The organism is Salinisphaera sp. T5B8 (genome assembly GCF_040361255.1).
Taxonomy (GTDB): Bacteria; Pseudomonadota; Gammaproteobacteria; order Nevskiales; family Salinisphaeraceae; genus Salinisphaera.
This window is the reverse complement of the sequence record NZ_APNG01000005.1, coordinates 200,580-225,654: the sequence shown is the minus strand read 5'-3', so window position 1 is coordinate 225,654 and position 25,075 is coordinate 200,580. Positions and strand designations below refer to the sequence as shown.

General features: G+C 64.2%; 23 protein-coding genes. 5 read left to right on the top strand and 18 right to left on the bottom strand.

From position 1 onward, the window contains the following. The first annotated feature begins 358 nt into the window (after positions 1–358). Positions 359–1,486, top strand: a complete 1,128-nt coding sequence (locus tag T5B8_RS06745; protein ID WP_353177336.1) for an MBL fold metallo-hydrolase — start codon at positions 359–361, stop codon at positions 1,484–1,486. A gap of 15 nt (positions 1,487–1,501) precedes the next feature. On the opposite strand, the gene guaB is transcribed toward T5B8_RS06745, so the two are convergent. After that, complete coding sequence (gene guaB, locus T5B8_RS06740; protein WP_353177342.1) at positions 1,502–2,968, bottom strand: IMP dehydrogenase; 1,467 nt, start codon at positions 2,966–2,968, stop codon at positions 1,502–1,504. A gap of 248 nt (positions 2,969–3,216) precedes the next feature. Between guaB and xseA the strand changes: the two genes are divergently transcribed. Together xseA and T5B8_RS06730 are read left to right on the top strand one after the other, a co-directional pair. Then, complete coding sequence (gene xseA, locus T5B8_RS06735) at positions 3,217–4,587, top strand: exodeoxyribonuclease VII large subunit (RefSeq protein WP_353177334.1); 1,371 nt, start codon at positions 3,217–3,219, stop codon at positions 4,585–4,587. A 98-nt stretch (positions 4,588–4,685) separates the two neighbouring features. After that, positions 4,686–5,792 carry an SH3 domain-containing protein gene (locus T5B8_RS06730; protein ID WP_353177332.1) on the top strand — a complete coding sequence of 369 codons (1,107 nt, stop codon included), beginning with the start codon at positions 4,686–4,688 and terminating at the stop codon, positions 5,790–5,792. Positions 5,793–6,250: 458 nt separating this feature from the next. On the opposite strand, the gene der is transcribed toward T5B8_RS06730, so the two are convergent. From der to T5B8_RS06660, 14 genes are all read right to left on the bottom strand, one after another. Beyond that, positions 6,251–7,597 (bottom strand): ribosome biogenesis GTPase Der, encoded by a 1,347-nt coding sequence (gene der / locus T5B8_RS06725; RefSeq protein ID WP_353177330.1) that lies wholly within the window; start codon positions 7,595–7,597, stop codon positions 6,251–6,253. Positions 7,598–7,653: 56 nt separating this feature from the next. Then, positions 7,654–8,838 carry an outer membrane protein assembly factor BamB gene (bamB, locus tag T5B8_RS06720; protein ID WP_353177328.1) on the bottom strand — a complete coding sequence of 395 codons (1,185 nt, stop codon included), beginning with the start codon at positions 8,836–8,838 and terminating at the stop codon, positions 7,654–7,656. Further along, a complete protein-coding gene (locus T5B8_RS06715) occupies positions 8,835–9,503 on the bottom strand; it encodes a YfgM family protein (protein ID WP_353177326.1) in 669 nt (222 codons plus the stop codon). Before T5B8_RS06715 ends, bamB begins: the two co-directional genes overlap by 4 nt. Positions 9,504–9,578: 75 nt before the next feature. Continuing rightward, positions 9,579–10,853 carry a histidine--tRNA ligase gene (gene hisS / locus T5B8_RS06710; protein ID WP_353177324.1) on the bottom strand — a complete coding sequence of 425 codons (1,275 nt, stop codon included), beginning with the start codon at positions 10,851–10,853 and terminating at the stop codon, positions 9,579–9,581. A 16-nt stretch (positions 10,854–10,869) separates the two neighbouring features. After that, positions 10,870–11,910, bottom strand: a complete 1,041-nt coding sequence (locus T5B8_RS06705) for a helix-turn-helix domain-containing protein (RefSeq protein ID WP_353177322.1) — start codon at positions 11,908–11,910, stop codon at positions 10,870–10,872. Next, positions 11,910–12,662: a type IV pilus biogenesis/stability protein PilW gene (gene pilW / locus T5B8_RS06700; protein WP_353177320.1), complete on the bottom strand. Its 753-nt coding sequence runs from the start codon at positions 12,660–12,662 to the stop codon at positions 11,910–11,912. Before pilW ends, T5B8_RS06705 begins: the two co-directional genes overlap by 1 nt. Continuing rightward, positions 12,659–13,840, bottom strand: a complete 1,182-nt coding sequence (gene rlmN / locus T5B8_RS06695; RefSeq protein ID WP_353177318.1) for a dual-specificity RNA methyltransferase RlmN — start codon at positions 13,838–13,840, stop codon at positions 12,659–12,661. Before rlmN ends, pilW begins: the two co-directional genes overlap by 4 nt. A gap of 22 nt (positions 13,841–13,862) precedes the next feature. Continuing rightward, positions 13,863–14,288 carry a nucleoside-diphosphate kinase gene (gene ndk, locus T5B8_RS06690; protein ID WP_353177316.1) on the bottom strand — a complete coding sequence of 142 codons (426 nt, stop codon included), beginning with the start codon at positions 14,286–14,288 and terminating at the stop codon, positions 13,863–13,865. Positions 14,289–14,420: 132 nt separating this feature from the next. Continuing rightward, a complete protein-coding gene (locus T5B8_RS06685) occupies positions 14,421–14,768 on the bottom strand; it encodes a HesB/IscA family protein (protein WP_353177315.1) in 348 nt (115 codons plus the stop codon). A gap of 28 nt (positions 14,769–14,796) precedes the next feature. Then, entirely contained in the window at positions 14,797–15,180 is a 384-nt protein-coding gene (locus tag T5B8_RS06680) for an iron-sulfur cluster assembly scaffold protein (protein WP_353177313.1), read from the bottom strand. Next, positions 15,177–16,343: a cysteine desulfurase family protein gene (locus tag T5B8_RS06675; RefSeq protein ID WP_353177312.1), complete on the bottom strand. Its 1,167-nt coding sequence runs from the start codon at positions 16,341–16,343 to the stop codon at positions 15,177–15,179. Before T5B8_RS06675 ends, T5B8_RS06680 begins: the two co-directional genes overlap by 4 nt. Then, positions 16,340–17,503, bottom strand: a complete 1,164-nt coding sequence (locus tag T5B8_RS06670; RefSeq protein ID WP_353177311.1) for a cysteine desulfurase family protein — start codon at positions 17,501–17,503, stop codon at positions 16,340–16,342. The genes T5B8_RS06675 and T5B8_RS06670 overlap by 4 nt, the downstream gene beginning before the upstream one ends. A 39-nt stretch (positions 17,504–17,542) precedes the next feature. After that, complete coding sequence (gene cysE, locus T5B8_RS06665; protein ID WP_353177309.1) at positions 17,543–18,268, bottom strand: serine O-acetyltransferase; 726 nt, start codon at positions 18,266–18,268, stop codon at positions 17,543–17,545. Between the two features lie 112 nt (positions 18,269–18,380). Beyond that, positions 18,381–19,199, bottom strand: a complete 819-nt coding sequence (locus tag T5B8_RS06660; RefSeq protein ID WP_353177307.1) for an RNA methyltransferase — start codon at positions 19,197–19,199, stop codon at positions 18,381–18,383. 100 nt (positions 19,200–19,299) lie between these two features. Between T5B8_RS06660 and T5B8_RS06655 the strand changes: the two genes are divergently transcribed. Together T5B8_RS06655 and T5B8_RS06650 are read left to right on the top strand one after the other, a co-directional pair. Then, a complete protein-coding gene (locus T5B8_RS06655; protein WP_502950783.1) occupies positions 19,300–20,091 on the top strand; it encodes an inositol monophosphatase family protein in 792 nt (263 codons plus the stop codon). A gap of 56 nt (positions 20,092–20,147) precedes the next feature. Further along, positions 20,148–20,786: a DJ-1/PfpI family protein gene (locus T5B8_RS06650; RefSeq protein ID WP_353177303.1), complete on the top strand. Its 639-nt coding sequence runs from the start codon at positions 20,148–20,150 to the stop codon at positions 20,784–20,786. Between the two features lie 128 nt (positions 20,787–20,914). Here T5B8_RS06650 and T5B8_RS06645 read toward each other — a convergent pair whose 3' ends face one another. From T5B8_RS06645 to secD, 3 genes are all read right to left on the bottom strand, one after another. Then, complete coding sequence (locus T5B8_RS06645) at positions 20,915–21,418, bottom strand: GNAT family N-acetyltransferase (RefSeq protein WP_353177302.1); 504 nt, start codon at positions 21,416–21,418, stop codon at positions 20,915–20,917. Between the two features lie 811 nt (positions 21,419–22,229). Beyond that, positions 22,230–23,171: a protein translocase subunit SecF gene (gene secF, locus T5B8_RS06640; RefSeq protein WP_353177301.1), complete on the bottom strand. Its 942-nt coding sequence runs from the start codon at positions 23,169–23,171 to the stop codon at positions 22,230–22,232. Between the two features lie 45 nt (positions 23,172–23,216). After that, complete coding sequence (secD, locus tag T5B8_RS06635; RefSeq protein ID WP_353177299.1) at positions 23,217–25,070, bottom strand: protein translocase subunit SecD; 1,854 nt, start codon at positions 25,068–25,070, stop codon at positions 23,217–23,219. Between the last annotated feature and the right edge of the window lie 5 nt (positions 25,071–25,075).

Sequence of the window (25,075 nt, the reverse complement as noted above, 5' to 3'; positions counted from 1 at the left end):
TGATTATCGTGGTTGCTTACCGGAGCGGATCCATATATGGCTTAGGCCGGAGGCCGTAAGCCGACGCCTATATGGCTTAGGCCGAAGGCCGTAAGCCGACGCCGCCTGTCGTTCGAACGCCTACCCTGCGTCGAGGTGACCTTTTCGATCGCTGCGGCTGCGCCCATCTGGACAGCGCGCAACCAATCCTCACTTCCCGGCCTCTGCCTCCTCGCCCGGTTAACACGGCGAGCCCTCCCCATGCTTTGACAAAGCCCGCCTGTTTCGGCCTGATGATGCCGAGGGCCTCTTTTGCAAAGGTTGCCATGCGGTTTCGACGCGCTTTTCCTGCCGCGGCGGCCCCCGGTCGCAGCACGCCATGAATACCAACGCCAGCCACAGCGAACAGACACCCCGCTGGCTGACCGGGCCGACGCGGCAGCGCACCCGCTTCGGCGAGACGCCCGCCTTTCGCGAAGGCCTGTATGCGCTGGGTTCGCATTGCCATGCCTGGATGGTGCCGAACGGTTCCTGGGGCGAGACCAACACGGGTCTGGTGGTCTGCGGCAACCAGACCGTGCTCATCGATACCTGCTGGGACGTTCTCACGACCCAGGCCATGCTCGACGGCGCTTTGGATCTGCTGCGCGATGCGCCCATTGAGCACGTGATCAACAGCCATGCCGATGGCGACCACTGGTGGGGCAATCAGCTGCTGGCAGGCCGCCATATCATCGCCACCGATGCCTGTATCGCCCAGATGGACGAGCTCAAGCCGAACAGCTTGCGTGCTCTGTCCGCAGCCAGCCATGGACTCGAATTCGTGCCCGGCCTGGGGCCGTTTTCCCGCTACATGCGCGGCATGTTCGCGCCCTACGATTTCGCCGACGTACGGCTGACCTACCCCAACGACTCGTTCAGCGGGCGTCATACGCTCACGGTGAGCGGGGTCACGCTCGAACTCATCGAACTCGGCCCGGCCCATACCGAAGGCGACTGTGCCGTATTCGTGCCCGACGAGCGCGTGGTGTATGCCGCCGATGTGCTGTTCGTGGGCGCTACGCCTCTGGCCTGGGCAGGGCCGATCGCGAACGTGACGGCCGGCCTCGAACGCCTGCTGGCACTCGAGGCCGATGTGTTCGTGCCGGGCCACGGGGCAATCGCCGGCCGGGCCGACGTGCAGCAGGCACTCGATTACTGGGATTTCATTCAGAACGCGCTGTACGCGGAGAAGCAACGGGGCCGGTCGCCGCTCGAAGCGGCTCAGGCCGTGGCTGCAAGCGACGCCTTCAAGCGCCAGCCGTTCGCCGGTTGGGACTCGCCGGAGCGCATCGTGACCAACGCCTTCACGCTGTATCGCGACTGGGGCGTGGCGTTACGCGATCTGCCCGAACCGCTGGGCCGGCTGAATATCCTGCGCCACCAGGCCGATCTGGCCCGGGCCATGCCGGGCGCCTGCCCGGCCTGCATGCATGGCGCCATGAAGGCGGCCTCACGACAGGCGTGAAACCGCCTTACAGATTTAGTCCACGCGGTAGTTGGGCGCTTCCTTGACGATATGCACGTCGTGGACGTGCGATTCCTTCACGCCCGCCGCGGTGATCTGTACGAAACTCGGCTGGGTGCGCATTTCGCTGATGTTGTGGCAGCCGGTATAGCCCATGGCCGCGCGCAGGCCGCCGATGAGCTGGTGGACGATGCCGCCCACCGGGCCCTTGTAGGGCACGCGGCCTTCGATGCCTTCGGGCACGAGCTTCTGGATCTCTTCGGACGGGTCCTGGAAGTAACGGTCGGCCGAGCCGGAATCGCCGCTCATCGCGCCCAGCGAGCCCATGCCGCGATAGGCCTTGTACGAGCGGCCTTGGTAGAGCTCGATATCGCCCGGCGCTTCTTCGGTGCCGGCGAACATGCCGCCGATCATCACTGCATAGGCGCCCGCGGCAATCGCCTTGGCGACATCGCCCGAGTAGCGAATACCGCCATCGGCAATCAGAGGTACGCCAGTGCCTTCCAGCGCGGCAGCCACATTGGCAACGGCGGAAATCTGCGGTACGCCAATGCCGGCGACGATACGCGTGGTGCAGATCGAACCCGGGCCGATGCCCACCTTGACCGCATCCACGCCGGCTTCGACCAGCGCTTTGGCGCCTTCGGCCGTGCCCACATTGCCACCGATGATCTGCAGATCGCCGAAGCGCTGCTTGAGCTGGCGTACGGTATCGAGCACACCGGAGGAATGGCCGTGGGCAGTATCCACCACCACGACATCCACGCCGGCTTCGGCCAGCGCCTGAACGCGGGCGAACGTTTCCGGGCCGGGGCCGACCGCCGCGCCCACGCGCAGACTGCCCTGGGCATCCTTGCAGGCGTTAGGAAAGTCAGAGGACTTCTGGATGTCCTTGACCGTGATCATGCCGCGCAGCTCGAAGTCGTCGTTGACCACGAGCACCTTCTCGATGCGGTGCTGGTGGAACAGCCCGAGGATTTCCTCGCGGCCCGCGCCTTCGCGCACGGTGACGAGTTTTTCCTTGGGCGTCATCACGCTGGTGACCGGCGCATCGAAACGGGTCTCGAAGCGCAGATCCCGGCTGGTGACAATACCCACCGGCACGCCCGCGTCGACCACCGGCACGCCGGAAATCCGGCTGCGACGGGTGAGTTCGAGTACTTCGCGGATGGTGGCATCGGGACCGACCGTGATCGGGTCCGAGATCACGCCGGATTCGTATTTCTTGACCGTTCGTACGTGCTGGGCCTGCACTTCCGGGGGCATCGATTTATGGATGATGCCAATACCGCCTTCCTGGGCCAGCGCGATCGCCAGACCTGCCTCGGTGACCGTATCCATCGCCGCCGACACCAGCGGCAGGTTGAGCGTGATGGTACGGGTCAGACGCGTGGACAGATCGACGTGGCGCGGCAGAACGTCGGAATAGGCGGGCTGGAGCAGGACGTCGTCGAACGTGAGGGCTTGCTCGCTGATTCTCAGGGACATAGGCTCGCCGGCAGTGGGCGGCTTTACGTGAGCCGTATCGCCGCCGCAAAGACCGCGGATTATAAAGCAAGACCCGCGCCTTTCATACACGCTAGGCACAGGCCGGGCCATGCTTTCGCTCCGAGTGGCATGGCGCACTGTCCGCGCAGGTCTGCTGCCGCGATTTTGCGCGATTGGCTTGCGCACAATGAACTGGCGCCGCCCTGCGCGGTCCATGCACCAACCGGGATGAACGATATTTCATGAGCCGCCCAGCCTCCGATTCGCGCATCGTTTTCAGCGTCAGCGAGCTGAACGCTTCCGTGCGTCAACTGCTCGAACACAGCTACGGCCTGCTCTGGGTGGAAGGCGAAATCTCCAATCTCGCGCGCCCGCGCTCGGGGCATATGTATTTCAGCCTCAAGGACGGCGATGCGCAGGTACGCGCAGCGCTGTTTCGCAACAAGGCACGGCTGATGCGTACGCCGCTGGCCGATGGCGATCTGGTGCGTGTACGCGCGCGTGTCAGCCTGTATGCGGCGCGTGGCGATTATCAGCTCATCGTCGAACATGTCGAACCCGCCGGCGACGGCGCGCTGCGTCGCGCCTTCGAACAGCTCAAGGCCAAACTGGATGCCGAAGGGCTGTTCGCGGCCGAGCGCAAGCGCGCCCTGCCCGCCACGCCCGCGCGTATCGGTGTCATCACCTCCGCCACCGGGGCGGCGATTCGTGACGTGCTGAGCGTGATCGCACGGCGCTTTCCGCTCGGCGCGGTACGTGTCTACCCGGTGCCGGTACAGGGCGACGCCGCGCCGCCGGCTATCGTTGATGCGCTGACCCGTGCCAGCGCACGCGCCGATTGCGACGTGTTGCTTCTGGTGCGCGGCGGCGGTTCGCTCGAGGACCTGTGGGCCTTCAACGACGAAAACGTCGCCCGCGCGATCGTGGCCAGCCGAATTCCGGTGATTTCGGGTGTGGGCCACGAAGTGGATGTGACCATCGCCGACTTCGCAGCCGATGTCCGTGCCGCCACGCCGTCGGCTGCGGCCGAGCTTGTCTGTCCGGATCTGAGCGCCTGGCAACAGACACTGCCGCGCCTGGCCGCGCAGCTCGAGCGCCGCATGAGCCAGCGGCTGTCGCAATCGCGTCAGACACTGGCGACGCTGCAGGCGCGCCTGGCCCGCCAGCACCCACGCCGGCGTTTGGAAGTGCCGATGCAGCGTCTGGACGTGGCCGACCAGCGGCTGCAGCGCGCCCTGCACCAGCGCCTGGGGCGGGCGCGTGAGCGGCTCGTTGCACTGACCCAGCGCTTGCAGCGCGCCTCGCCACAACGCCAGCTTTCCAACCTGCAAAGCGCGCACGAAGCGCGTGTCAACCGCCTGCAGCGTGCCATGCAAAGACAGCTCGAACAGGCGGATTTACGCCTGCGCAATGCCGCCCGCGGGCTGCACGCGGTCAGCCCGTTACAAACGCTCGAACGCGGGTATGCTATCGCTCGCGACGACCATAACCATGTGCTGCGATCGGCCGATACACTCACCACGGGCGATGCCATCCACGTGGTTCTGGCCAAAGGCCGGCTGGACTGCGAGGTGCGCGAAATCCATACCGGCTCGGAGGAACACGCACCCTGAGCCATGCCGCAGGGCCGGCGGCGCGTGACGCGAGGGGTACGCAAGCCGGCCGTACGACCACCACAACCCGACACACTAGATAAAGGGGTTCTCGATTTATGCTGCTACCTTCGCAGGCCGCGATTCGCGGCCGCTCCACCGTCGTCGCCGCGTTCGCGGCGGCATTGCTGCTACTGGGCGGCTGTGCCGGCCCGCGTATTGTCACGCCCGAACCACCGCCGATTCCCGACGGCGGCGCTGCCGTGCCCGAACAGAATGAAATCGTGCTCACCGACGGCACGCAACTCGTTGCCGACGCGCCCTGGGGCCGTATCAAGATCGAGGCCGGGCCGGGCCTGCGTCGTGTCTATACCTGGCGCGGCAATCGCCGTGGCGTAGTGCTCGAGCCGCGCGAAGAACGCTTTGCCGGCAGCATGGGCATCCATTTCGAAGGCACGCCCCCCGTGTGGGCGCCGGCCGACGGAATTACCAAGGTCGATCTCGAAGAAGGCCAGCGCCGCTTCGAAAATGTCGACGATGCCATGATCTGGATGCAGATCCGGCGCCTGCGCTACAGCTATACCAACGACGGTCTGGTCGTCGGCTGGAAACCCAATGGCGATACGCTGGAGGTCGAACTCTGGCAGTTTTATATCGACGGCAAGAAGCCCACCAGTCTGCCAGGCGCCGAAGACAGCCGGATCGCCCTCGGGCCGGTCGAAGTGGTGCCCCAGAAGATGACACCCCATCTGGTGTTCTCGGACGGCCATACCGAGCCCTATACCACCGAAACCGCGGCCAAGCATTCCGGCGCCCGCGCCCAGAGCACGGCCAGCACGGCCAGCACGGCCAGTACGGCGGCCATCTCCTGTAATTGGTTCCAGCGCACCTTCACCGATTGCAGTGAGCGAGCTGAAGCGGCGGCGAAAGCGAAAGCCGAGGCCGAAGCCGAGGCAAAAGCAAAAGCCGAGGCCGAGGCGGCAGCCGAAGCCGAGCGCGCTGCGGCCGCCGAGGCGAAAACCCCGCCGCCGCCCGAGTATCCGTCGGCGACGATCAGCGGTAAGACGGTCAATATCCGCGCGGGATCGAGCACGAATTCCAAGGTGCTGTTCCAGGCCAAGGAAGGCGACGCGGTTGAAATCCTGAAAGCGGATAAAGGCTGGCGTTACGTGAAATTCGAAGACGACCGTAAAGGCTGGGTGGCTGACTTCTTGCTCAAGAAATAGCGAAGCAGTCATCGCACCGCCGCCAGCGCATCAGCCTGGCTGGCAGAAAAACCCGCGTCGCATGACGCGGGTTTTTTTTGGCAATGATCTGCGGGTCGAATCGCGCGTGAATGGGCGATTCGAATGCGTCGTGCGATGAGACGACGCCCCGCGGTGCTGGTGCACTTAGCAGTCTTAGCAGTCTTAGCAGCCGCGCGCGTTATACCAACGCATCAGGCGCATCAACAGCGCCTTCGACTGAGGCTTGTCGTCGATCCGCAGGCCGCGACTGCACGCAGCGACAGGCCCACACCGTGCCCAAACTGCGCAGCGCGAAGAGCCCTGTTAGCTCAAACGTGCCCGCCGCGGCATGCGCCGTATGCACGCGGGGTTTACTGTCTGGTTTGTGTCGGCAGAAATAGCTAGGCGTGCTGCCGCGGGCCGGTCGCGCACATGATTCACGCGCGCTTGAAGCGCCGTCAGGAGCGTTTGCGTTTGCTGCCGCGTTGTACGTAGGGATTGTCGCTGTTCTTGAACACCAAATGGATCGGCGTGCCGAACAGGTCGAACTTTTCCCGGAACCGACGCATGAGATAGCGCTTGTATTCGTCGGACAAGCGCTGGGTCTGGTTGCCGTGGATGACGATTGTCGGCGGGTTGCGCCCGCCCTGATGGGCATAGCGCAGTTTGATGCGTCGCCCGTGGATCGCCGGCGGCGAATGCGTTTCCACCGCGTCTTCGAGCGTGCGTGACAGCGCGTTCGTACTCAGTTCGGCAAACGCTGCCTTGTGCGAGGCCTGGATGGCGTCCATCAGATCCCGCAGGCCGGAGCCGTGCAGTGCAGAGATGAACAGCAACGGCAGATAATCGAAAGCACCGATACGTTTGACCAATTCGGCGTGCAGTTTTTCGCGCTGCTTGGCTTCGAGCCCATCCCATTTATTGACTGCGATCACCGCCGCCCGGCCGCGCTCGACCGCCATGTTCAACAAACGAATATCCTGGGTCGACAGGCCGCTGGCGGCATCGAGCATGACGATGACGATCTGTGCGGCTTCCATGGCCTGCATGGCCTTGACCACACTGACTTTCTCTACATCGTCGTCGATGCGCGCCCGACGTCGGATACCGGCGGTGTCGACGATCACATAGGGCTTGTCGTCGAAGCTGAACTCGCTGGCCACGGCATCGCGCGTCGTGCCCGGCGCGTTCTGGGTGAGCATGCGCGTTTCGCCCAGCAGCCGGTTAACCAGCGTCGACTTGCCCGCATTCGGCCGGCCCAGCAGGGCCAGACGAATGGCATCGCGATGATGGGGCAGCACCTGGGCGCGCGGTGCCGGCAGATGATCGAATACATAAGCCAGCAGCAGCGATATGCGATCGCCATGGGTGGCCGACACCGCCCACGGGTCGCCAAACGCCAGCGCATGGAATTCGGCCACCGCGGTCGCACCCACCTGGCCTTCACTTTTGTTGACGACCACATGCACGGGCCGATCGATACGGCGCAACTGTTCGGCAATGGTTTCGTCGCCGGCCATCAGGCCCTGGCGCGCGTCAACCACGAACAGCACGACGTCCGCCTCTTCGAGCGCGGCGCGGGTCTGGGCCAGCGCCTGGCTGTCGATATCCTCGTCATCCTGGCCGATACCGCCGGTATCCACCACGATATACCGCCGACCGTCATAGTTGGCGAAGCCGTAGTGGCGATCGCGGGTCACGCCCGGCTGATCGGCGACCAGCGCATCGCGGCTGCGCGTGAGCCGATTGAACAACGTCGACTTGCCCACGTTGGGCCGGCCGACCAGCGCAAGCACCGGCAGCACCGTCGGCGTCGGTGTATCGCTGATCTGTTCGAAATCGGGTTCGTCGGTAGCGATGACTAGCGCTCGTCGCGGGGCGTAAAGGAAAGCAAGGCGACTTCGCCGTAGGCGCCCACCACGAGCACGCGATCGCCCACCACCAGCGGCTGCGAACGAATCGGCTCATCGAAGGGGCGTCCGCGCGCAATCACGCGGCCGTCATCCGACGACAGCCAGTGCACATAGCCATCGTAGTCGCCGACCACCAGGTCACCGGCCAGCAGCGCCGGGCCGCTGAGCTTGCGATACTTGAGCCCGTCCTGCTGCCAGCGCTCGCCGCCGGTCAGACGATTGATTGCCCAGACCACGCTGTCGCGGTCGACGGTATAGATATTGCGTTCATCCAGGGCCAGCGCATCTTCGGAGGCCACTTCATGGCGCCAGCGCACACGACCCGAGGTGGTCGACAGCGACGCCAGCTGCCCGCCGGCGCTCACCGCATAGAGTTCGTTATCGACCACCAGCGGATTGGCATCGATATCGACGATGCGCTCCAGCTCGGAGCGACCGCTGGGGAACGCCACCGTCTGCGACCAACGCTCTTCGCCCGTGGCGACATCCAGTGCGATCACGTTGCCGTTGTCCAGACCGGCATACACGGTATCGCCCACCAACACGGGCGAGGAAGTACCGCGCAGGGTCAGCGTGGGCACGTTGCGCTCGATCGTCCAGCGACGCTGGCCATTGGCCATGTCGAGGGCGATCAGGCGTCCGTCGAGCGTACGCACGATCGCCACCTGGTCGTTGGCGGCCGGGGCAGACAGGATTTCGCTATCCAGCGAGGCCGTCCATTCGCGTTCACCGGTAGCCGCCGACAACGCGACCACCTGGCCGTCGCGCGAGCCCAGCAACAACAGACCGCGGGCCAGCGACGGCCCGGAGATCAGACGGTCGCCGGTACGCGAGCGCCAGATCTTGCGCCCGGTGGCCAGATCCAGGGCCATGACGTAGCCGTCCTGGTTGCCCACATAGACCCGATCGCCATCGACGACCGGCACGAAACCGCTGACATAATCGCCCGCGCCCTCGCCCGCATCGGTCTTCCAGAGCGTGTCCATGCGATAGGCCGGCGCCTCGAGCGTGGTCAGCGGCGTCGGCTCTGCCACATTGGCGGACCCACCACAGGCGGTAAGCACCGCGCTGCTGGCGGCCAGCACAATCGCGGCCCCCGTGCTACGAAAGAAACGGTTGTGTCGTTGTTTCATGATGAAGCGCTGTTCGAGTCGGTCGGCGCGTCGGCGGCATCGGCCGGCGCGTTGTCGGCAATCTTGGTTTCGAGCGCACGGCTGGCGATATCTGCCGGCAGGCTTTCGAGCGCGATCTGATACGCCTTGTAGGCGCCTTCGCGATCACCGCGGGCAGCCAGAATATCGCCGCGTGCTTCGGCATAAAGCGCGTTGAACGCATCCGGATGCGCTTGATCGAGCAGTGCCAGGGCATCGTCGGGCTTGTCCTGGGTCCATAGCAGGCGCGCCATGCGCACCCGCGCGATATGCGCCACGCCTTCGTTGGCGGCATTTTCGCTGGCCCAGCCCAGCTGTTCGCGGGCCTTATCGTAGTCCTGCTGCTCGACGTAGATGCCGGCCAGGCGCAAGGCCGCGTCGGCGGCATAGGGTGTACCGGCATAATCGGCTTTAAGCCGTGCCACGGCGTCGAGCGTGCTGTCGTCGACACTATCGCCAGCCAGGCCTTGTTCGACCTGCTGATAGACATCGGCGGCCTGGGTGGCCTGGCGCTGCTGATACCACTGCCAGCCCTGCCAGCCAACGATCACCGCCAGGCCGAGCACCACCCCGATCATCAGCGCCGAGCCGTTGCTCTCCCAGAAGCGTTTGAGGCCGTTCATCTCGTCGTTGTCGAATTCGGACATGCGTTGCGCTTTGCTTTGTTATTGGTCGAAGAACACGAAAAACTACAGACTCCGGATCGCCCGTGTCGTTCCCGGCTAGCCCGCGAGCAGCGCGGCAATCCGCGCGGCCGCGCCATCGATGGCCACGCGTTCCTGTTCACGGGCATCGGTGAGCGGCTTGATCTGGATTTCGTCGGCGGCGGCTTCATCGTCGCCGAAAATCAGCGCCAGCTGAGCCCCGCTCTTGTCGGCGCGCTTGAACTGCGACTTCATGCTGCCGCCGCCGGCATGCACACGCAGGCGCAGATCGGGCAGCGCATCACGGAGCGCCTCAGCCAATGCCGGCACCCGCGCCGCGCTCGTTTCGCCGGTGTGAATGAGATAGACCTGCGGCTTGAGATCGTCCAGCGCCACGTTCTGATCGAGCATGAGCGCGATCAGACGTTCCACCCCGAGGGCAAAGCCCATGGCCGGCGTGGCACTGCCGCCCAGCTGTTCGACCAGACCGTCGAAACGCCCGCCCGAGCAGACCGCATCCTGCGCGCCCAGATCGGGGGTGATCCACTCGAACACGGTACGGGTGTAGTAATCCAGCCCGCGTACCAGCCGCGGGTTGATGGTGTACTCGATGCCGAGCGCTTCCAGGCCCTGGCACAGTCCATCAAAATGCTCGGCCGACTCGGCGCCCAGATATTCGCGCAGCGTGGGCGCATTGGCCACCAGATCGGCCATGGCCGGGTTCTTGGTATCGAGAATACGCAACGGGTTGCGATCCAGGCGGCGCTTGCTGTCTTCGTCGAGCGTATCGAAGTGGGCGCTGAAATAGGCATGCAGCGCATCACGATAATCGGCGCGCTCGTCGGGCGTACCAAGGGTGTTGATTTCCAGGCGCATCCCGGTCACGCCCAAAGCCGCGAACAAGCGTGCGGCCATGGCGATCTGTTCGATATCCACGTCCGGGCCGGTCTGGCCGAAGGCCTCGACACCGAACTGGTGGAACTGGCGATAGCGCCCCTTTTGCGGGCGCTCGTAGCGAAACATCGGCCCGGTGTACCACAGCCGTTGTGTGGCGTTGTGCAGCAGCCCGTGCTCGATACCGGCACGCACAGCACCCGCCGTGCCTTCCGGACGCAACGACAACGACTCGCCGCCGCGGTCCTCGAAGGTATACATCTCTTTTTCGACGATATCGGTGACTTCGCCGACCGCGCGCTTGAACAGACCCGTACGCTCCATGATCGGCAGGCGGATCTGTTCATAGCCGTAGCCGGCGAACACACGCGCGGCGACCCGCTCGAGCGTGGCCCAGGCGGCATTGTCGGCCGGGAGGATGTCGTTCATCCCACGGATGGACTGGATACGCTGGCTCATGAATCGAACGAACTTCTTAGCTGTCGCGGGCTTCGACGGTCAGTCGGGCGGTGCTGTTACTGGTGGTCTGCGACTTGATATCGACATCCTCGCCGCCGATGGTCATGGAGACCCCCGGCGCATAACCGAGCGTGATCCGGTACGGCGCCTGGCCATCGAATTCGCGGCTGTCGCCGGCGTCGTAGATGCCGGTGAGCAAACGCGAGCCATTGGCATCGCGGATATCAACCCAGGAGCGATCGGTAAAGGTCACCACCAGATGATTGGCGGCCACCTGCGGCTCGGGCGCCGCGGCCTGTTCGCGCTGGCGCCGCTCGGCCTCGCGGTCGATGCCGAGCGTGTCATTGACGTTACGTCCGCCCATGCGCTGGCCCGTGCTCGCCCCGGCGGCGGCCGCGCCGCTCTGACCGCTGGCGCGATTGCTCGAACCACTGCTGCCCGGCCCGGGCGAAACCCGCAAGCTGGTGCCCGAATCGCGCGAACTGCGCGTCGAGCTCACCCCACCGCCGGTGGCGCTGCTGTTGCCGCTGCCGATAGTGGGCCGTTCGCCGCCTTCGGAAATGCCGGCGGTACCGCTGCCGCTGGCCGCGCCGTTTTCGTCGGGCATTTCGGCATCAGGCATGAAGATGAAGATCGCGCCGATCACCGCCAGCAGCACGACCAGACCGATCGCACCGAACGCGCGCCAGTTGGGCGGCGTCACGTCCTGGGGCACGACTTCCACCGCCGCCGGCTGAGCCGTGGGCGAGGATGTCTTCTTGCCACCCCAGGCAGCATAGGCAGCCATCATGCGCTCGGTGTCGATATCCAGCACCTTGGCGCACTGGCGATAGTACCCGCCAGCGAAAATGGGCTGCGAGAGCTCGTCGAACTGGTTGTTTTCCAGTGCATGGACGGCCTTCTCGGAAAGCTTCGTCTCTGCGCACAGATCCTCGACGGACCAGTCGTGGGCGAGACGCGCTTCGCGCAGCATTCCGCCCGGCGACTGCATGTCCGAACGGCTACGACCGGCGCGTTCGCCAATGCGTTCTTCGGAAGACTCTGTCGATTCGTTCATCAGCGCGATTGCTCCAGTTGGCGCAGCGACAACGTCGCACTCGGGTCGCGGGCGTTATGGCGCTCGACATAGACCGCAGCAGCGTCACGATCGCCCAGGGCGAGTTCGATGCGTGCGGCCAGCAACAGCTGCTCGGCATCGAGCTGGGCCACGGAATCGGCGCGCTCATTGAACGCGCGGGCACGTAAAAAGTCGCCCTGTTCGAACATCAGCCGGGCCATGCCGGTCAGCGCGGTCAGTTGATCGGGATCCAGCGCCAGCGCCTGGCGATAATGCTGTTCGGCGGCCTCGGCACGGCCCGCACGGTGCAGGCACAGCCCGGCGTTAGCCATGGCATCCGCCCGGCCGGGGTAGCGTTCGTTGCCGGCGGCGCGTTCGAAATAGCGCACCGCGCGGTCGACGTCACCCTCCTTGCACAGAAACGCAGCATAACTGTTATAGATCGCCGCGTTGGGTTGTAGCGCCAGCGTCTTTTCGTAGTAGCGACGCGCATCCCCGGTCTCACCGAGGCGATCATTGACCACGGCCATGCCCCAGTTCGCCGTGGTGTTGCTACTGTCATACTTGAGTGCGCGCTGAAAACGCGACAAGGCGTTTTCGTTATCCTGCTTGCGCAGGAAATCGGCACCGAGATTGGCGTTGGCCTCGGCCGCGCGCTGATTGTCCACTGCGTTGGCGCCACCGGCACAGCCAGCCAGCGCGATGAGCATGGACAGGAGCACGACGACCGCTCCCCAACGCAGCCTGCTCATACCGGTGTCGCCCGCTTGCTCTCGACCCGGATCGGCACGTCACGAAAATGGCGTTTCTGCTTGCTGCGTACGCGGCCCACCAGCTGACCGCAGGCGGCGTCGATATCGTCGCCGCGGGTGCGTCGGACCGTGGTACGCAGACCCTTATTGTGCAACATGTCCTGAAAACGGCGAATTCGAGCCTCGTCGGGCCGAGTATAGCCGCTGCCATCGAAGGCATTGAACGGAATCAGGTTGATCTTGGCCGGCCGATCCGCCAACAGGCGTACCAGCGCACGCGCCTGTTCGGGGTTGTCGTTCACGCCGTTGAGCAGTACGTATTCATAAACCACGTGCGCCCGGCGCTGCTTGTCCTGCACATAGCGATCGCAGGCACCCATGAGCTCGGCCAGTGGGTACTTGCGATTGATCGGCACGAGTTCGTCGCGCAGTTCGTCGGTGGGCGCATGCAGCGATACCGCCAGGGCCACGTCGACTTCTTCACGCAGACGATCCATGAACGGCACCATACCCGAAGTCGAGACCGTAACCCGTCGTTTCGACAGGCCAAAGCCGTAATCGTCGAGCAGGATACGAATCGCCGGCACCACCGCACGGTAGTTGGCCAGCGGCTCACCCATGCCCATGAACACGATATTGGATAACGCCCGTTCGCCGTGGACCAGCCCCTGGGCGCGCAGATCGTGCTCGGCCATCCAGACCTGGCCGACGATCTCGGCGGTGGTCAGGTTGCGATTGAGCCCCTGCTTGCCGGTGGCACAGAAGGAACAATCCAGCGCACAGCCGATTTGCGACGAGATACACAGCGTCGCCCGATCAGCTTCCGGGATGTACACCGCCTCGATGGCGTTGTCCGGATCCAGATCCTCGGTGACTGCGAGCAGCCACTTGCGGGTGCCATCGCTGGCTTTCTGTTCGCGGATCTTGGCCGGCGGACGAATCTCGGCGATGTCGGGCAGACGCTCACGCAGCGCCTTGGACAAATCCGTCATCGCCGAGAAATCGGTCACGCCGCGGGCATAGATCCACTGCATGACCTGCTTGGCCCGAAACGCCGATTCGCCATGTTCACGAAAAAAGGCCGACATGGCCTCGCGATCCAGGCCGAACAGGTTCACGCGCGCGGTTTTCGCCGGCGTTGTGGCAGTGTCGGTGGTGTCGCTGACGATCGTACTCATGAGCGAATAGCGCGGTTGCGAACTAGCGCGGGCAGAGGCCGTCCTGCCCGAAGAAGAAAGCGATTTCCTGCTCGGCGGTTTCCGGCGCGTCCGAGCCGTGCACGGCGTTGGCGTCGATGGAATCGGCAAAGTCGCCACGGATGGTGCCGGCTTCGGCTTCCTTGGGGTTGGTCGCGCCCATCAGGTCGCGGTTCTTGGCGATGGCGTTTTCGCCTTCCAGCACCTGCACCATGACCGGGCCGGAAATCATGAACGACACCAGGTCGTTGAAAAAGCCACGCTCCGAGTGCACGGCATAGAACTTTTCCGCGTCCTCGCGGGACAGCTGAACCATGCGCGCGCCGATGATGCGCAGATCCGCTTTTTCGAAGCGAGAAAGAATCTCGCCGATCACGTTCTTGGCAACGGCATCGGGCTTGATGATGGACAGGGTGCGCTCAACGGCCATGGGGTCTCCCAATTAAAAACTTCGAAATCGCGTAGAAGATTGATTCACACCAGCAACAGGCTGGCGCGATAGCTAACCTCCCATTGTAGCGTTTCGAAGCGCGGCTTGTCAGGCGCGCGCCGCAGCGCACGACTAGACGGTAAACGACTCGCCGCAGCCGCAGGCGTTCTTGGCATGGGGATTTTCGAACCGGAACATGCGGTTAAGTCCTTCCGAGCGAAAATCCAGCGTGGTGCCCTGCAAGACCGGCATATGCTTGCGATCGACTACCACCTTGGCGCCATGGGCTTCGAAGACCTCGTCCTCGGCGCCAATATCGTCGGCATAGTCCATGGTGTACATATACCCGCTACAACCGGACTTGCGTACACCCACCCGCAAGCCGAGGCCACTGCCACGCTTGGCGAGCTGGCTTTTGATCCGTTCGGCCGCAGCCGCGGTCAGGGTTATCTGCTCGGGTTCGACTAGCGTTTCACTCATGGCGTCATCATCCCAGATAAACGAAGCGTTATTCCAGTGCACGCAACGCATCGGCCAGTGCATCGAGCACCAGCAGCGCGGCGTAGCGCTCGGCCGGGGCCAGCCCCAGCGCCTGTTCCAGATCGCGCCCGTCCAGGCAACGCGCCTGCGCGATCGTGCGCCCGGTGAGCTGCTCGCAGAGCCAGTCCGCACTGGCAATTGCCACCGGCGGGCCGAATACGGCAAACGCGGCCGTGGCGATACGCGCGGCTGAGGCCTGGCCATCGACCGCGAGGTAGATGGCACAGCGCGCATCGGCGCCGGGCGTATCCGCGCGACCCATACCTTGCCATTGCATAATGACACAATCGGCAAGCGCGTGTCGCGGCGCGAGAAACCGCGCCTGCCAGGCAGGCGTTGGCGTAGCGCTCATGCGGCCTCCGCGATCGCGCGCAGACGCGTCACCTCGTCGATAAAACGCCGCGCGGCCTGATCGATCTGTTCGGGCGTGGTCGCCCCGCCCAGCGAAAAGCGGATACTCGCGCCCGCCTCGCGCGGCGTGCGGCCCATCGCCCGCAAGACGTAGGACGACTGGCCCTTGGCGGCGCTACAGGCCGCGCCCGAGGAAATCGCCAGCGCGGGCGTGCCCTCGGTCAGGCCCAGCAAGAGCGCGTCGCCGTGGATACCGGCCACGCTCACATTCAGAAACGGGGCGGCGGTATAGGCAGGCGCGCCATTGCGTACCACGCTATCGAGTTCGGCAAGCGCGTCCCATAGCCGATCGCGCAGTTCGCCCAGGCGTTGCTGTTCCGGGCGGCGCGTTGCCGCGACATGGGCGGCCGCCGCGCCAAAGCCGGCGATCTGGTGCGTGGCCAACGTACCGGAACGCAGCCCGCGCTGATGGCCGCCGCCATGCAGCTGCGCAGCGAGTCCGGTGCGCGGACGCACATACAGCGCACCGACACCTTTCGGCCCGCCGATCTTGTGAGCCGACAGCGACAGCAGGTCGATAGACATCGCCGCAACGTCGATCTCAAGCCGACCCAGACTCTGGGCGGCATCGACATGCAGGTACACGCCTCGCTCGGCACACAGTGAGCCGATGGCGGCGATATCCTGAATCACGCCGGTTTCGTTGTTCACATGCATGACCGAAACCAGGGTCGCCGCATCGTCGAGCGCGCTGGCCAGCGCATCGAGATCGATACGTCCCTCGGCATCGACCGCAAGCCGTGTAACCCGTGTGCCCTGCTTTTCCAGCCAGGCCAGCGTATCGAGTGTGGCGCTGTGTTCGGTGACCACGCTCACGATATGCGCCGGTGCGCCGGCGAAGGCGCTAACTCCCTTGAGCGCGAGGTTGATCGACTCGGTCGCCCCCGAAGTCCAGACCAGATCCTTGGGACGGGCGTTGATCAACGCGGCGAGCTGGTTCGCGGCGGTTTCGATGCACTGCGCGGCGACACGGCCCGGCCCGTGGGGCGAGGCGGGATTGGCATCGGCGTGCAACAGCGCATGCTGCATGGCCTCGATTACGCCCGGCGCCAGCGGCGCCGTTGCCGCATAGTCGAGATAGATCGCTTCGCCTGACGCGTTCATCCCAAGACAGAGGCGCTGATATTGCCCGGCATCACGCCGCCTCCGTCGGACAGACGGCCCAGGACAAGCAAAAACTGCTGAATGTCTTCCAGCGTATTCTGGGGCCCGAGACTGACCCGGATCGCACCGCGTGCGACCTCCGGCTCGATACCCATCGCCAGCAGCACCGGGCTCGGCTCGCCGGTGCCGGCAGCACAGGCCGACCCGGAGGATACGGCGATGCCCTCGCGATCGAGGAGCATGAGCAGGCCTTCACCGTCGTAGCCGGCCACCGCGAACTGGCTGGTATTGGGCAGCCGATCGGCCGCGGCCGAGAATCGGGTAATACCCGGCATGGCATCGAGCCCGATTTCCAGCTGATCGCGCAGTTCGCGCATATGCGCGATTTCGCCGGCGCGGTGGGCCTTAAGGCGTGCCGCGGCCGCGCCGAAGCCGACAATGCCCGCTACGTTGTAGCTACCCGAACGCAGCCCCTGCTCGTGGCCGCCGCCATGCACGAGCGGCGCCATATCCATATGTTTATCGACAATCAGCGCGCCCACGCCCTGCGGGCCCTGAATCTTGTGTGATGACAGGCTGGCGCAGTGCGCGCCGCTGGCTTGGAAATCGAAATCCAGCTTGCCCATCGCCTGGACGGCATCGGTATGCAGCCAAACGCCCGCGGCGCGCACGACGGCGGCGATCGCGGTCATATCCTGAAGCACGCCGGTTTCATTGTTGGCAACCATGATCGACACCAGCGCCACGTCGCCGGCGTCGAGCTGGCGCTCGAGATCGACGATATCGATACGGCCCTGGTCGTCGACCGCAATGCGATCAATCTGCCATCCGCTAAGTTCGAGCGACTCGGCGGCATCGGTAATCGCCGGATGTTCGATCGGCGAAATAAGCATGCGGGCGGGCTTGCGGGCCGCCGCGACGCCCTTGAGCGCCATGTTGTCGGCCTCGGTGCCGCCCGCGGTGAAAATCACCTGCGACGGATGCGCGTTCACGCACTCGGCTACCTGCGCACGGGCAGCGTCGACGGCCGCCCGCGCTTCGCGCCCGGCCCGATGCAGTGATGAGGCATTGCCGTGGCGCTCGGTCAGCCACGGCCGCATTGCCTCGAATACCTCGGGGTGTAGCGGCGTGGTCGCGTTGTGGTCGAAATAGATCGTCATAACGAAGCTCGTGCGCGCCGTCATCCAGCGCGCCGCTGGTCAGGCCTTATCGGCCTGGGATTCGGCCAGCTGTTCGGACAAGCGCTTGGTCAGCGCTTCCAGTTCGTCCTGGCGGCGTTCGAGCGAATCGATATGGTCGAGCATGGCATCGATGCCCGTGGCCACCGGGTCCGGCATATCCTGGGATACGCCGTAGGTGGAAAAGCCGATTCGATCCGCCGTCTCGCGGCGCCGGTCGGCGGGCGTGGCGTTCTTGCACTTGACCAGTTTCGCCGGCACACCCACGGCAGTGCAGCCGGGCGGTACTTCCTTGACCACCACGGCATTCGAGCCGATGCGTGCCCCGCTGCCCACGGTGAACGGGCCCAGCACCTTCGCCCCGGCGCCGACCACCACGTCGTTTTCCAGCGTGGGATGGCGCTTGCCGGGGTTCCAGCTGGTCCCGCCCAAGGTCACCCCCTGATAGAGGGTGACATCGTCGCCGATGACCGTGGTTTCGCCGATGACCACGCCAAAGCCGTGGTCGATGAAAAACCGCCGGCCAATGGTCACGCCGGGGTGAATCTCGATGCCGGTCAGCCAGCGCGAGATATGCGACACAAAGCGCCCCAGCCAGGTCAGCCGGTGGGTCCAGCACCAGTGCGCCACGCGATGCCACCACAGGGCGTGCAGGCCCGGGTATGAAAAAATCACTTCCCAGACGCTGCGCGCAGCCGGATCGCGCTCGAAAATGGTGTGGATGTCCTCACGCATGCGCGAGATCATGAGATGCTCCGCGCCTCGAAGCGCCCGTCGATGGGTCGATGTGGGTGCATGCCGATATCCTCGTGCCGGTCGGGCATTGTTCCTGCGATATGCACTATTTCGGGTTTATCCGCTAAGGATCAAGTCCCCGCTCGTCGGTTGACTCGTTGTTGTTACGCACGGCCCCGCGCAGCGGTTGTCGACGCGGGTCCAGCGAACGCAGTGCACCGCGCAGGATATTGACCTCGATACGATCCGGCGCGGCCCGATTGAACAGCCGCCGCAGCCGGCGCATGAGATGCCCCGGATTGTCGGTATCCAGAAAACCGCTGGCCCCGAGTACCTCCTGCCAGTGGCCGTACAGGCCTTCCATATCCGCAGTGGTGACCGGTTCGTGCGCGGGCTCGGCCTCGGGGGTGTCGCCGGCGGCCATGCGCAGTTCGTAGGCCACTACCTGTACCGCCGCCGCGAGATTGAGCGAGCGATAGGCGGGATTGGTGGGCACCTGCAGGTGCAGCTGGCACAGATCCAGCTCCGCGTTTTCCAGCCCGCTGCGCTCACGTCCGAATACCAGCGCCACGTTCTGATCCCGCGCGAGTTCGATGGCTTTCACCGCCGCGCGGCGCGCATCCACGAGCGGCCAGTGCATATGGCGCCGACGCGCGCTCGCGCCGATCGCCAGCGTACAGTCGCCGATGGCCTGTTCCAGCGTGTCGTACACACGCGCGGCCTCGAGCACGTCGTCCGCGCCCGACGCACGCGCCTGCGCCTCGGGGTCGGGATAGCGTTCGGGGGCCACCAGCGCAAGGTCATGTAGACCCATGACTTTCATCGCCCGCGCGGCCGCACCGATATTGCCGGGATGCTGAGCCCCTACGAGCACGATACGCAGACGCGCCAGGCGGGATTCGTCAAATACCGCGGTTTCGTCCGGGGCAGCCGGCTCGCTCATGTTCGACTCTCGTATCAATACGGCGTGCAGATGGTACGCTACCCGGCTTTTCATGACTCGCCCGCGTCTACGCGCGCCGGGTTCGATCAAGGATTTTTCGATGCAACCGTTGACCAACATCGCCGTCACCGCCGCCCGCCGGGCCGGTGGCGTGATTCTGGAGTACTACCGGCGCGGCGATACCGGCGAGGTTACCGCCAAGAGCGGTCGCAACGATTTCGTGACCGAAGCCGATCAGCGCGCCGAAAACGCGATCATCGACACCATCAGCCGTGTCTATCCGGACCATGCCTTCATGGCCGAGGAGTCCGGCGAAAGCGGCGAGTCGGATACGGTCTGGATCATCGACCCGATCGACGGCACGGCCAATTTCATTGCCGGCATTCCGCATTTCTGTGTCTCGATCGCCTGTCAGATCAACGGCGTGATCGAACATGCCGTGGTCTACGATCCGGTCAAGGACGAGTTGTTCACCGCCGATCGCGGCGCCGGCGCCAGCCTGGACGGCAAGCGTATTCGCGTGACCCGCACCACGCGCCTGCGCCAGGCGCTGCTGGCCACCGGTTTTGCCTATCGCAAGAAGCAGGACATCGCCACCCACATGCCCGTGTTCAACCGACTGCTGTCGTCGAGCGCGGATATTCGCCGCGCCGGCTCCGCGGCACTCGATCTGGCCTATGTCGCCGCCGGGCGCCTGGATGGCTTCTGGGAAATGGGCCTTGCCCCATGGGACATGGCCGCGGGTCTGCTGCTGGTACGCGGCGCGGGCGGTATTGCCGGTGATATCAAGGATCAGGACCCACTCAAAACGGGCAATGTGATCGCCGCCAATCCCAAGCTCTATCCGCAGCTGATCGAAAAGATCGAACGCACCCCGCAGGGTGGCAGCTAGCTCGATAGTCTCGACGAGCGCATGATCGAACGTCGTTGAACCACACGAGGCGGGCCATGCGTTTCGGCTTTCTTATCTTCGATGGCGTGGAAGAACTGGACCTGCTCGGCCCGTGGGAACTCGTGGGCGTATGGGCCGAGTACTTCGACGGCCCGGGCGAACGTCTGCTCGTGGCCGCCCAACCCGGCCCGGTTCGTTGCGCCAAGGGTCTGACGCTCACAGCCGACGTCGGCTTCGCAGATTGCCCGGCGCTCGACGTACTGCTGGTGCCCGGCGGACGCGGCACACGTCGGGTGGTCGACGAAGCCGAAACCATCGCCTTCATCAGCGAATGTGCGAGCCAATGCCAGGCGCTGCTGTCGGTGTGTACCGGCGCCTTCCTGCTCCACCGGGCCGGCGTGCTCACCGGCCAACCCGCAACCACGCATTGGGCATCGCTCGATCGCCTGCGCGCGCTCGGGGACGTGGCGGTTCAGGAAACACGGTTCACCCACGCAGGACACATCTGGACCTCCGCAGGCGTATCAGCCGGTATGGATATGACGCTGGCCTTCATCGCCGACATCGCTGGCGAACGCACGGCCGGCGAAGTCCAGCGCTGGGCCGAGTATTATCCGGACGATCGGCGTTACGGGGATGCGCATCGGGCCGACGAATTGCCTGCCTATATCAAGGATTTCGAAGACGGCGAGTGAATCAAGCGCTGCGTGGGTTCGTTTCCGCGGCAAACCGTCATCAAATAGTTCCCCGCGGTCGCTGCGCGATATCGCCGCGGCCAGAATCCCGATCCAGGCTGCATATGTTCTCGGGACGCGCCGCCATTCTAGGACCACTCTTCCGACGTAATCGCATAGCGCTCGTGGTCGCGCCACTCGCCGTCGATCTTCAGATAGCGCGGCGAATAGCCTTCCAATCGAAAACCCAGTGACTTGACCAGACCAACAGAGCGCTCGTTGGCGGGTTGGATGTTGGCCTCCAGTCGATGCAGTGCGTGGAGGCCAAAGCTGCGCGACACCACGACGGCCAAGGCGTTTTTCATAAGACCCTTGCCTTCGTTCGGGCTGAATGCGTAGTACCCAAGGTACGCAGATTGCAATGCGCCGCGCACAATTTCGTTCAGGTTGATACAGCCCACCAGCGTGCCGTTGCTGGCCATGGCCAGATAACTGCGATGCGTGTCGCCTGCGTAGCGCTCCAGGTACTTCGCGTATTTCTCTGGCGTGTCGGGCGGCGAAACCCAGCGCTTCAGGCCGGGTTGGCTGCGCCGGACAGCAGCCAGGAACGCCGACTGGTGCTCTTTGCCCGGCTGAAAGACCTCTATATCCATTTTCGTCACGATGAGCTACACGCGTATTCAGGACGTGTTTCGATTGGGGAGGCAGCGGTTTACGGCAACTCGTGGCGAAATGTACATCGGGCGTAAAGCCGTAAATCTAACGGTCCGAGCCACGAGTCGCTGGGCACTCACGAGTTCATCGAAACCGAGGTTTCGCACTGCTGTGCGACTCCCTTTCGTTTGCTCGTCCAAACGAAAGGAAGCAAAGGAAAAGACGCCCAGGTTACGCGTCGGCGCTACGCGCTGAACCACTGCGATGCTCAGGCCGAAGGGCGCGGCAAAAACTCGGGCGGCTTTGACCGCCCTCAAACACCTTGCCGCCCCGGCGCGGTGCGCCGGAAACCCTTCGGCCCTGTGCTTCTCGTTCGCTCCACACGGGGTGCGAATACAGGCGGCTAGCCCGTAGCGCGGCGCCCATACGACGATGTAGTTGATGCTGGCGCAGTGGCTGCGTTCTTGTCGGCTTACGCTTCGCTAAGCCGACCTACAAAAGACGTGACCTTGAGCGAGCGATAGCGACGCTTGCCTGTATTCGGGTCCCTTGGGCGTAGCGCCGAGCAGTGGAGGCGGCAAGCGGATAAGTCAGCCGGATGTTTGAGCAAAGCGAGTTTCCGGCTGGCCCGCTTGGCGCCGGAGCCGCGCAGGGAACCGATGCGCAGCATCGGCGCAAGCCAGGGCGTCTTTTGCTTTGGTTACTTTCATTTGGACAAGCAAATGAAAGTCACTCGCACAGCAGTGCGAAACCCCAAGCCAAAATTCACCCGCGCCGTTGATTCAGCGCTGGCGAGCCCGTAACCGGAGACTAACGCGTGACGCGTGACGCCTTCTCGGCATCCTCTTCCTTGGGCGGGAACAGGTCCTGGCTGGTGATCTTGAGCCGCAGGGCGAGCGCGCTGGCCACGAAGATCGAGGAATAGGTACCGATGAAGATGCCGATCAGCAGCGCGGTGGCGAAGCCGTGGATAACCTCGCCGCCAAGGAAGAACAGCGCCAGCAGGGTCAGGATGGTCGTGCCGGAGGTCATCAACGTACGCGACAGGGTCTGGTTGATGGAGGCATTGACCACTTCCACGGGTGTGGCCTTGCGCATGCGCCGGAAGTTCTCGCGAATACGATCGAACACGACGATCGTGTCGTTGAGCGAGTAGCCGATAACCGCGAGCAGCGCAGCCAGCACGGTGAGATCGAAATCCAGATGGAACAGCGAAAACACGCCCAGCGTGATCAGCACGTCGTGCACCAGGGCCGCAACCGCCCCAGCGGCCAGTTTCCAGTGGAAACGCACGATCACGTAGATGAGAATCGCGATCACCGTATACAGCAGCGCCAGGCCGCCCTTGTTGATCAGTTCGTCGCCGACCTGCGGGCCGACGAATTCCACCCGTCGTAGCTCCGCCGCGCTGTTTTCGGCCTGTAGCGATTGCATGACGCGGGTGCTCACATCCGAGCTATCCGCGCCCTCTTCGCTGGCCAGGCGGATCATGACCGCATCGGATGAACCGAAATGCTGGACCGTGGCGCCCGGATAGCCACCGTCGTCGAGCGCGCCGCGAACCTCATCGAGGCCCACCGCCTGCGGATAACCGACCTCGATCACTACGCCGCCGGTGAAATCCACGCCGAACGAGAGTTTTTCCATCGAGAACGATACGAACGACACCAGAATCAGCAACGCCGAAAAAACGATGGCGTACTTGCCGTAGCTGATGAAGTCGATCGAGGTGTTGGATTTGATCAGGCGCATTCGAGACTCGACTTGAGAGCAAAACGCAGGCGTGGGTCACGCATGCTAGATCGACAGTTTCTGTAACCGACGCCGGCGACCGTAGACGAGATTGGCCATCGCACGGGTGCCGACGATCGCGGTGAACATCGAGGTGAGGATGCCCAGCGACAGGGTCACGGCAAAGCCCTTGATCGGGCCGGTGCCGAAACCGAACAGCACGATGGCGGCGATCAGCGTGGTGACGTTGGCGTCGGCAATCGATGAAAACGCCTTGTCGTAGCCGGACTTGATCGCCGACTGCGGCGTATTGCCGGCATCGAGTTCCTCACGTATTCGCTCGAAGATCAGTACGTTGGCGTCGACCGCCATACCCACGGTCAGCACGATGCCGGCAATACCCGGCAGCGTAAGCGTGGCCTGCAACAACGACAGCAGCGCGACGATGAGTACGAGATTCATCAAAAGGGCTGCGTTGGCGAACAGACCGAAACCGCGGTAATAGACCGCCATGAACACGATCACGAGCAGAAAACCCACGATGACCGCCAGACGACCCTGGGCGATATTGTCGGCACCCAGGCTCGGGCCGATGGTGCGTTCTTCGACGATGTTCACCGGCGCGGCGAGCGCGCCGGCGCGCAGCAGCAGGGCCAGATCGTGCGCTTCGCCGCGTTCCAGGCCGGTGGTCTGGAAACGCTTGCCGAAGGCGCTGCGGATATTGGCCACGCTGATGACTTCTTCGACCTTCTTGCGCTCGCGGACTTCCTCGCCGTTCTCGTAGTGCGTGTCGATCCGGTTTTCGATGAACAGCACCGCCATCGGGTCGCCGACATGCGCCGAGGTGGTATCGAACATCTTGCTGGCGGCCTGACCGTCCAGGGTGACGAACACCGCCGGGCTACCGGTCTGCTGATCGAAACCCGAGGAGGCATCCACCAGCTGGTCGCCCGAGGCAATCACGTCGTCATCGAGCAGAATCGGCCGGCCGTCGCGGGTGTGATACAGCTCGGTGCCCGGCGGAATATTGCCGGTACGCTCGGCGGCCTGGGCATCCTGGCCCTGGGCGACCAGACGATATTCCAGTGTTGCCGTCTTGCCGAGCAACCGCTTGGCTTCGGCGGTGTCCTGAACGCCGGGCAACTCCACGACGATACGCGAATCGCCCTGGCGCTGAACCAGGGGCTCAGCCACACCCAGCTCGTTGACACGATTACGCAGCGTGGTGAGGTTCTGCTGGAGCGCGAAGTCGGTAATACGCTTTTGTTCGGTTTCCGTGAGCGTGGCAACAAGCGTGTTGTCGCTATTGGGCGCCTGATTGAAGTTCAGAACCCTGAACTCGCTGCCCAGCGCATCCCGGGCATTGTCCATGGCCTGGGCATTGGGAAACTGCAGGCGCACCGCATCGCCATCGCGCGAGGCGCGACTGTAGCGAATCGATTCGTCGCGCAGGAAACGCGGAATATCGCGTGCGTAGCGGTCGTAGGTCTCGTTAAAGACCGCTTCCATATCCACTTCGAGCAGGAAATGCACGCCGCCGCGCAGATCCAGGCCCAGCGCCATCGGCTCGGCGCCAAGCGCACGCAGCCAGTCCGGCGTGCTGGGCGCGAGGTTGAGCGCGATGGTGTAGTCGTCGCCGAGTTTGCGCTTGAGCACCCCGGCTGCACGCAGCTGGGCTTCGGTGTTCTTGTAGAGCGCGAGTAGACGCCCTTCTTCCAGGGTGATTTCTTCAGGCGCGACATCGGCATCGGTGAGCGTGGTCTTTACCCGCTGCACCAGCGCCGGGGTCGCGGCCTCACCGTCGGCGTCTGAAACCTGAACCGCCGGCTGTTCGCCGTAGATATTGGGCAGCGCATACAGCACACCCGCCGCCAGCACGAACAGCAGCAGGAGATATTTCCATAGTGGATAGCGATTCATAGGGC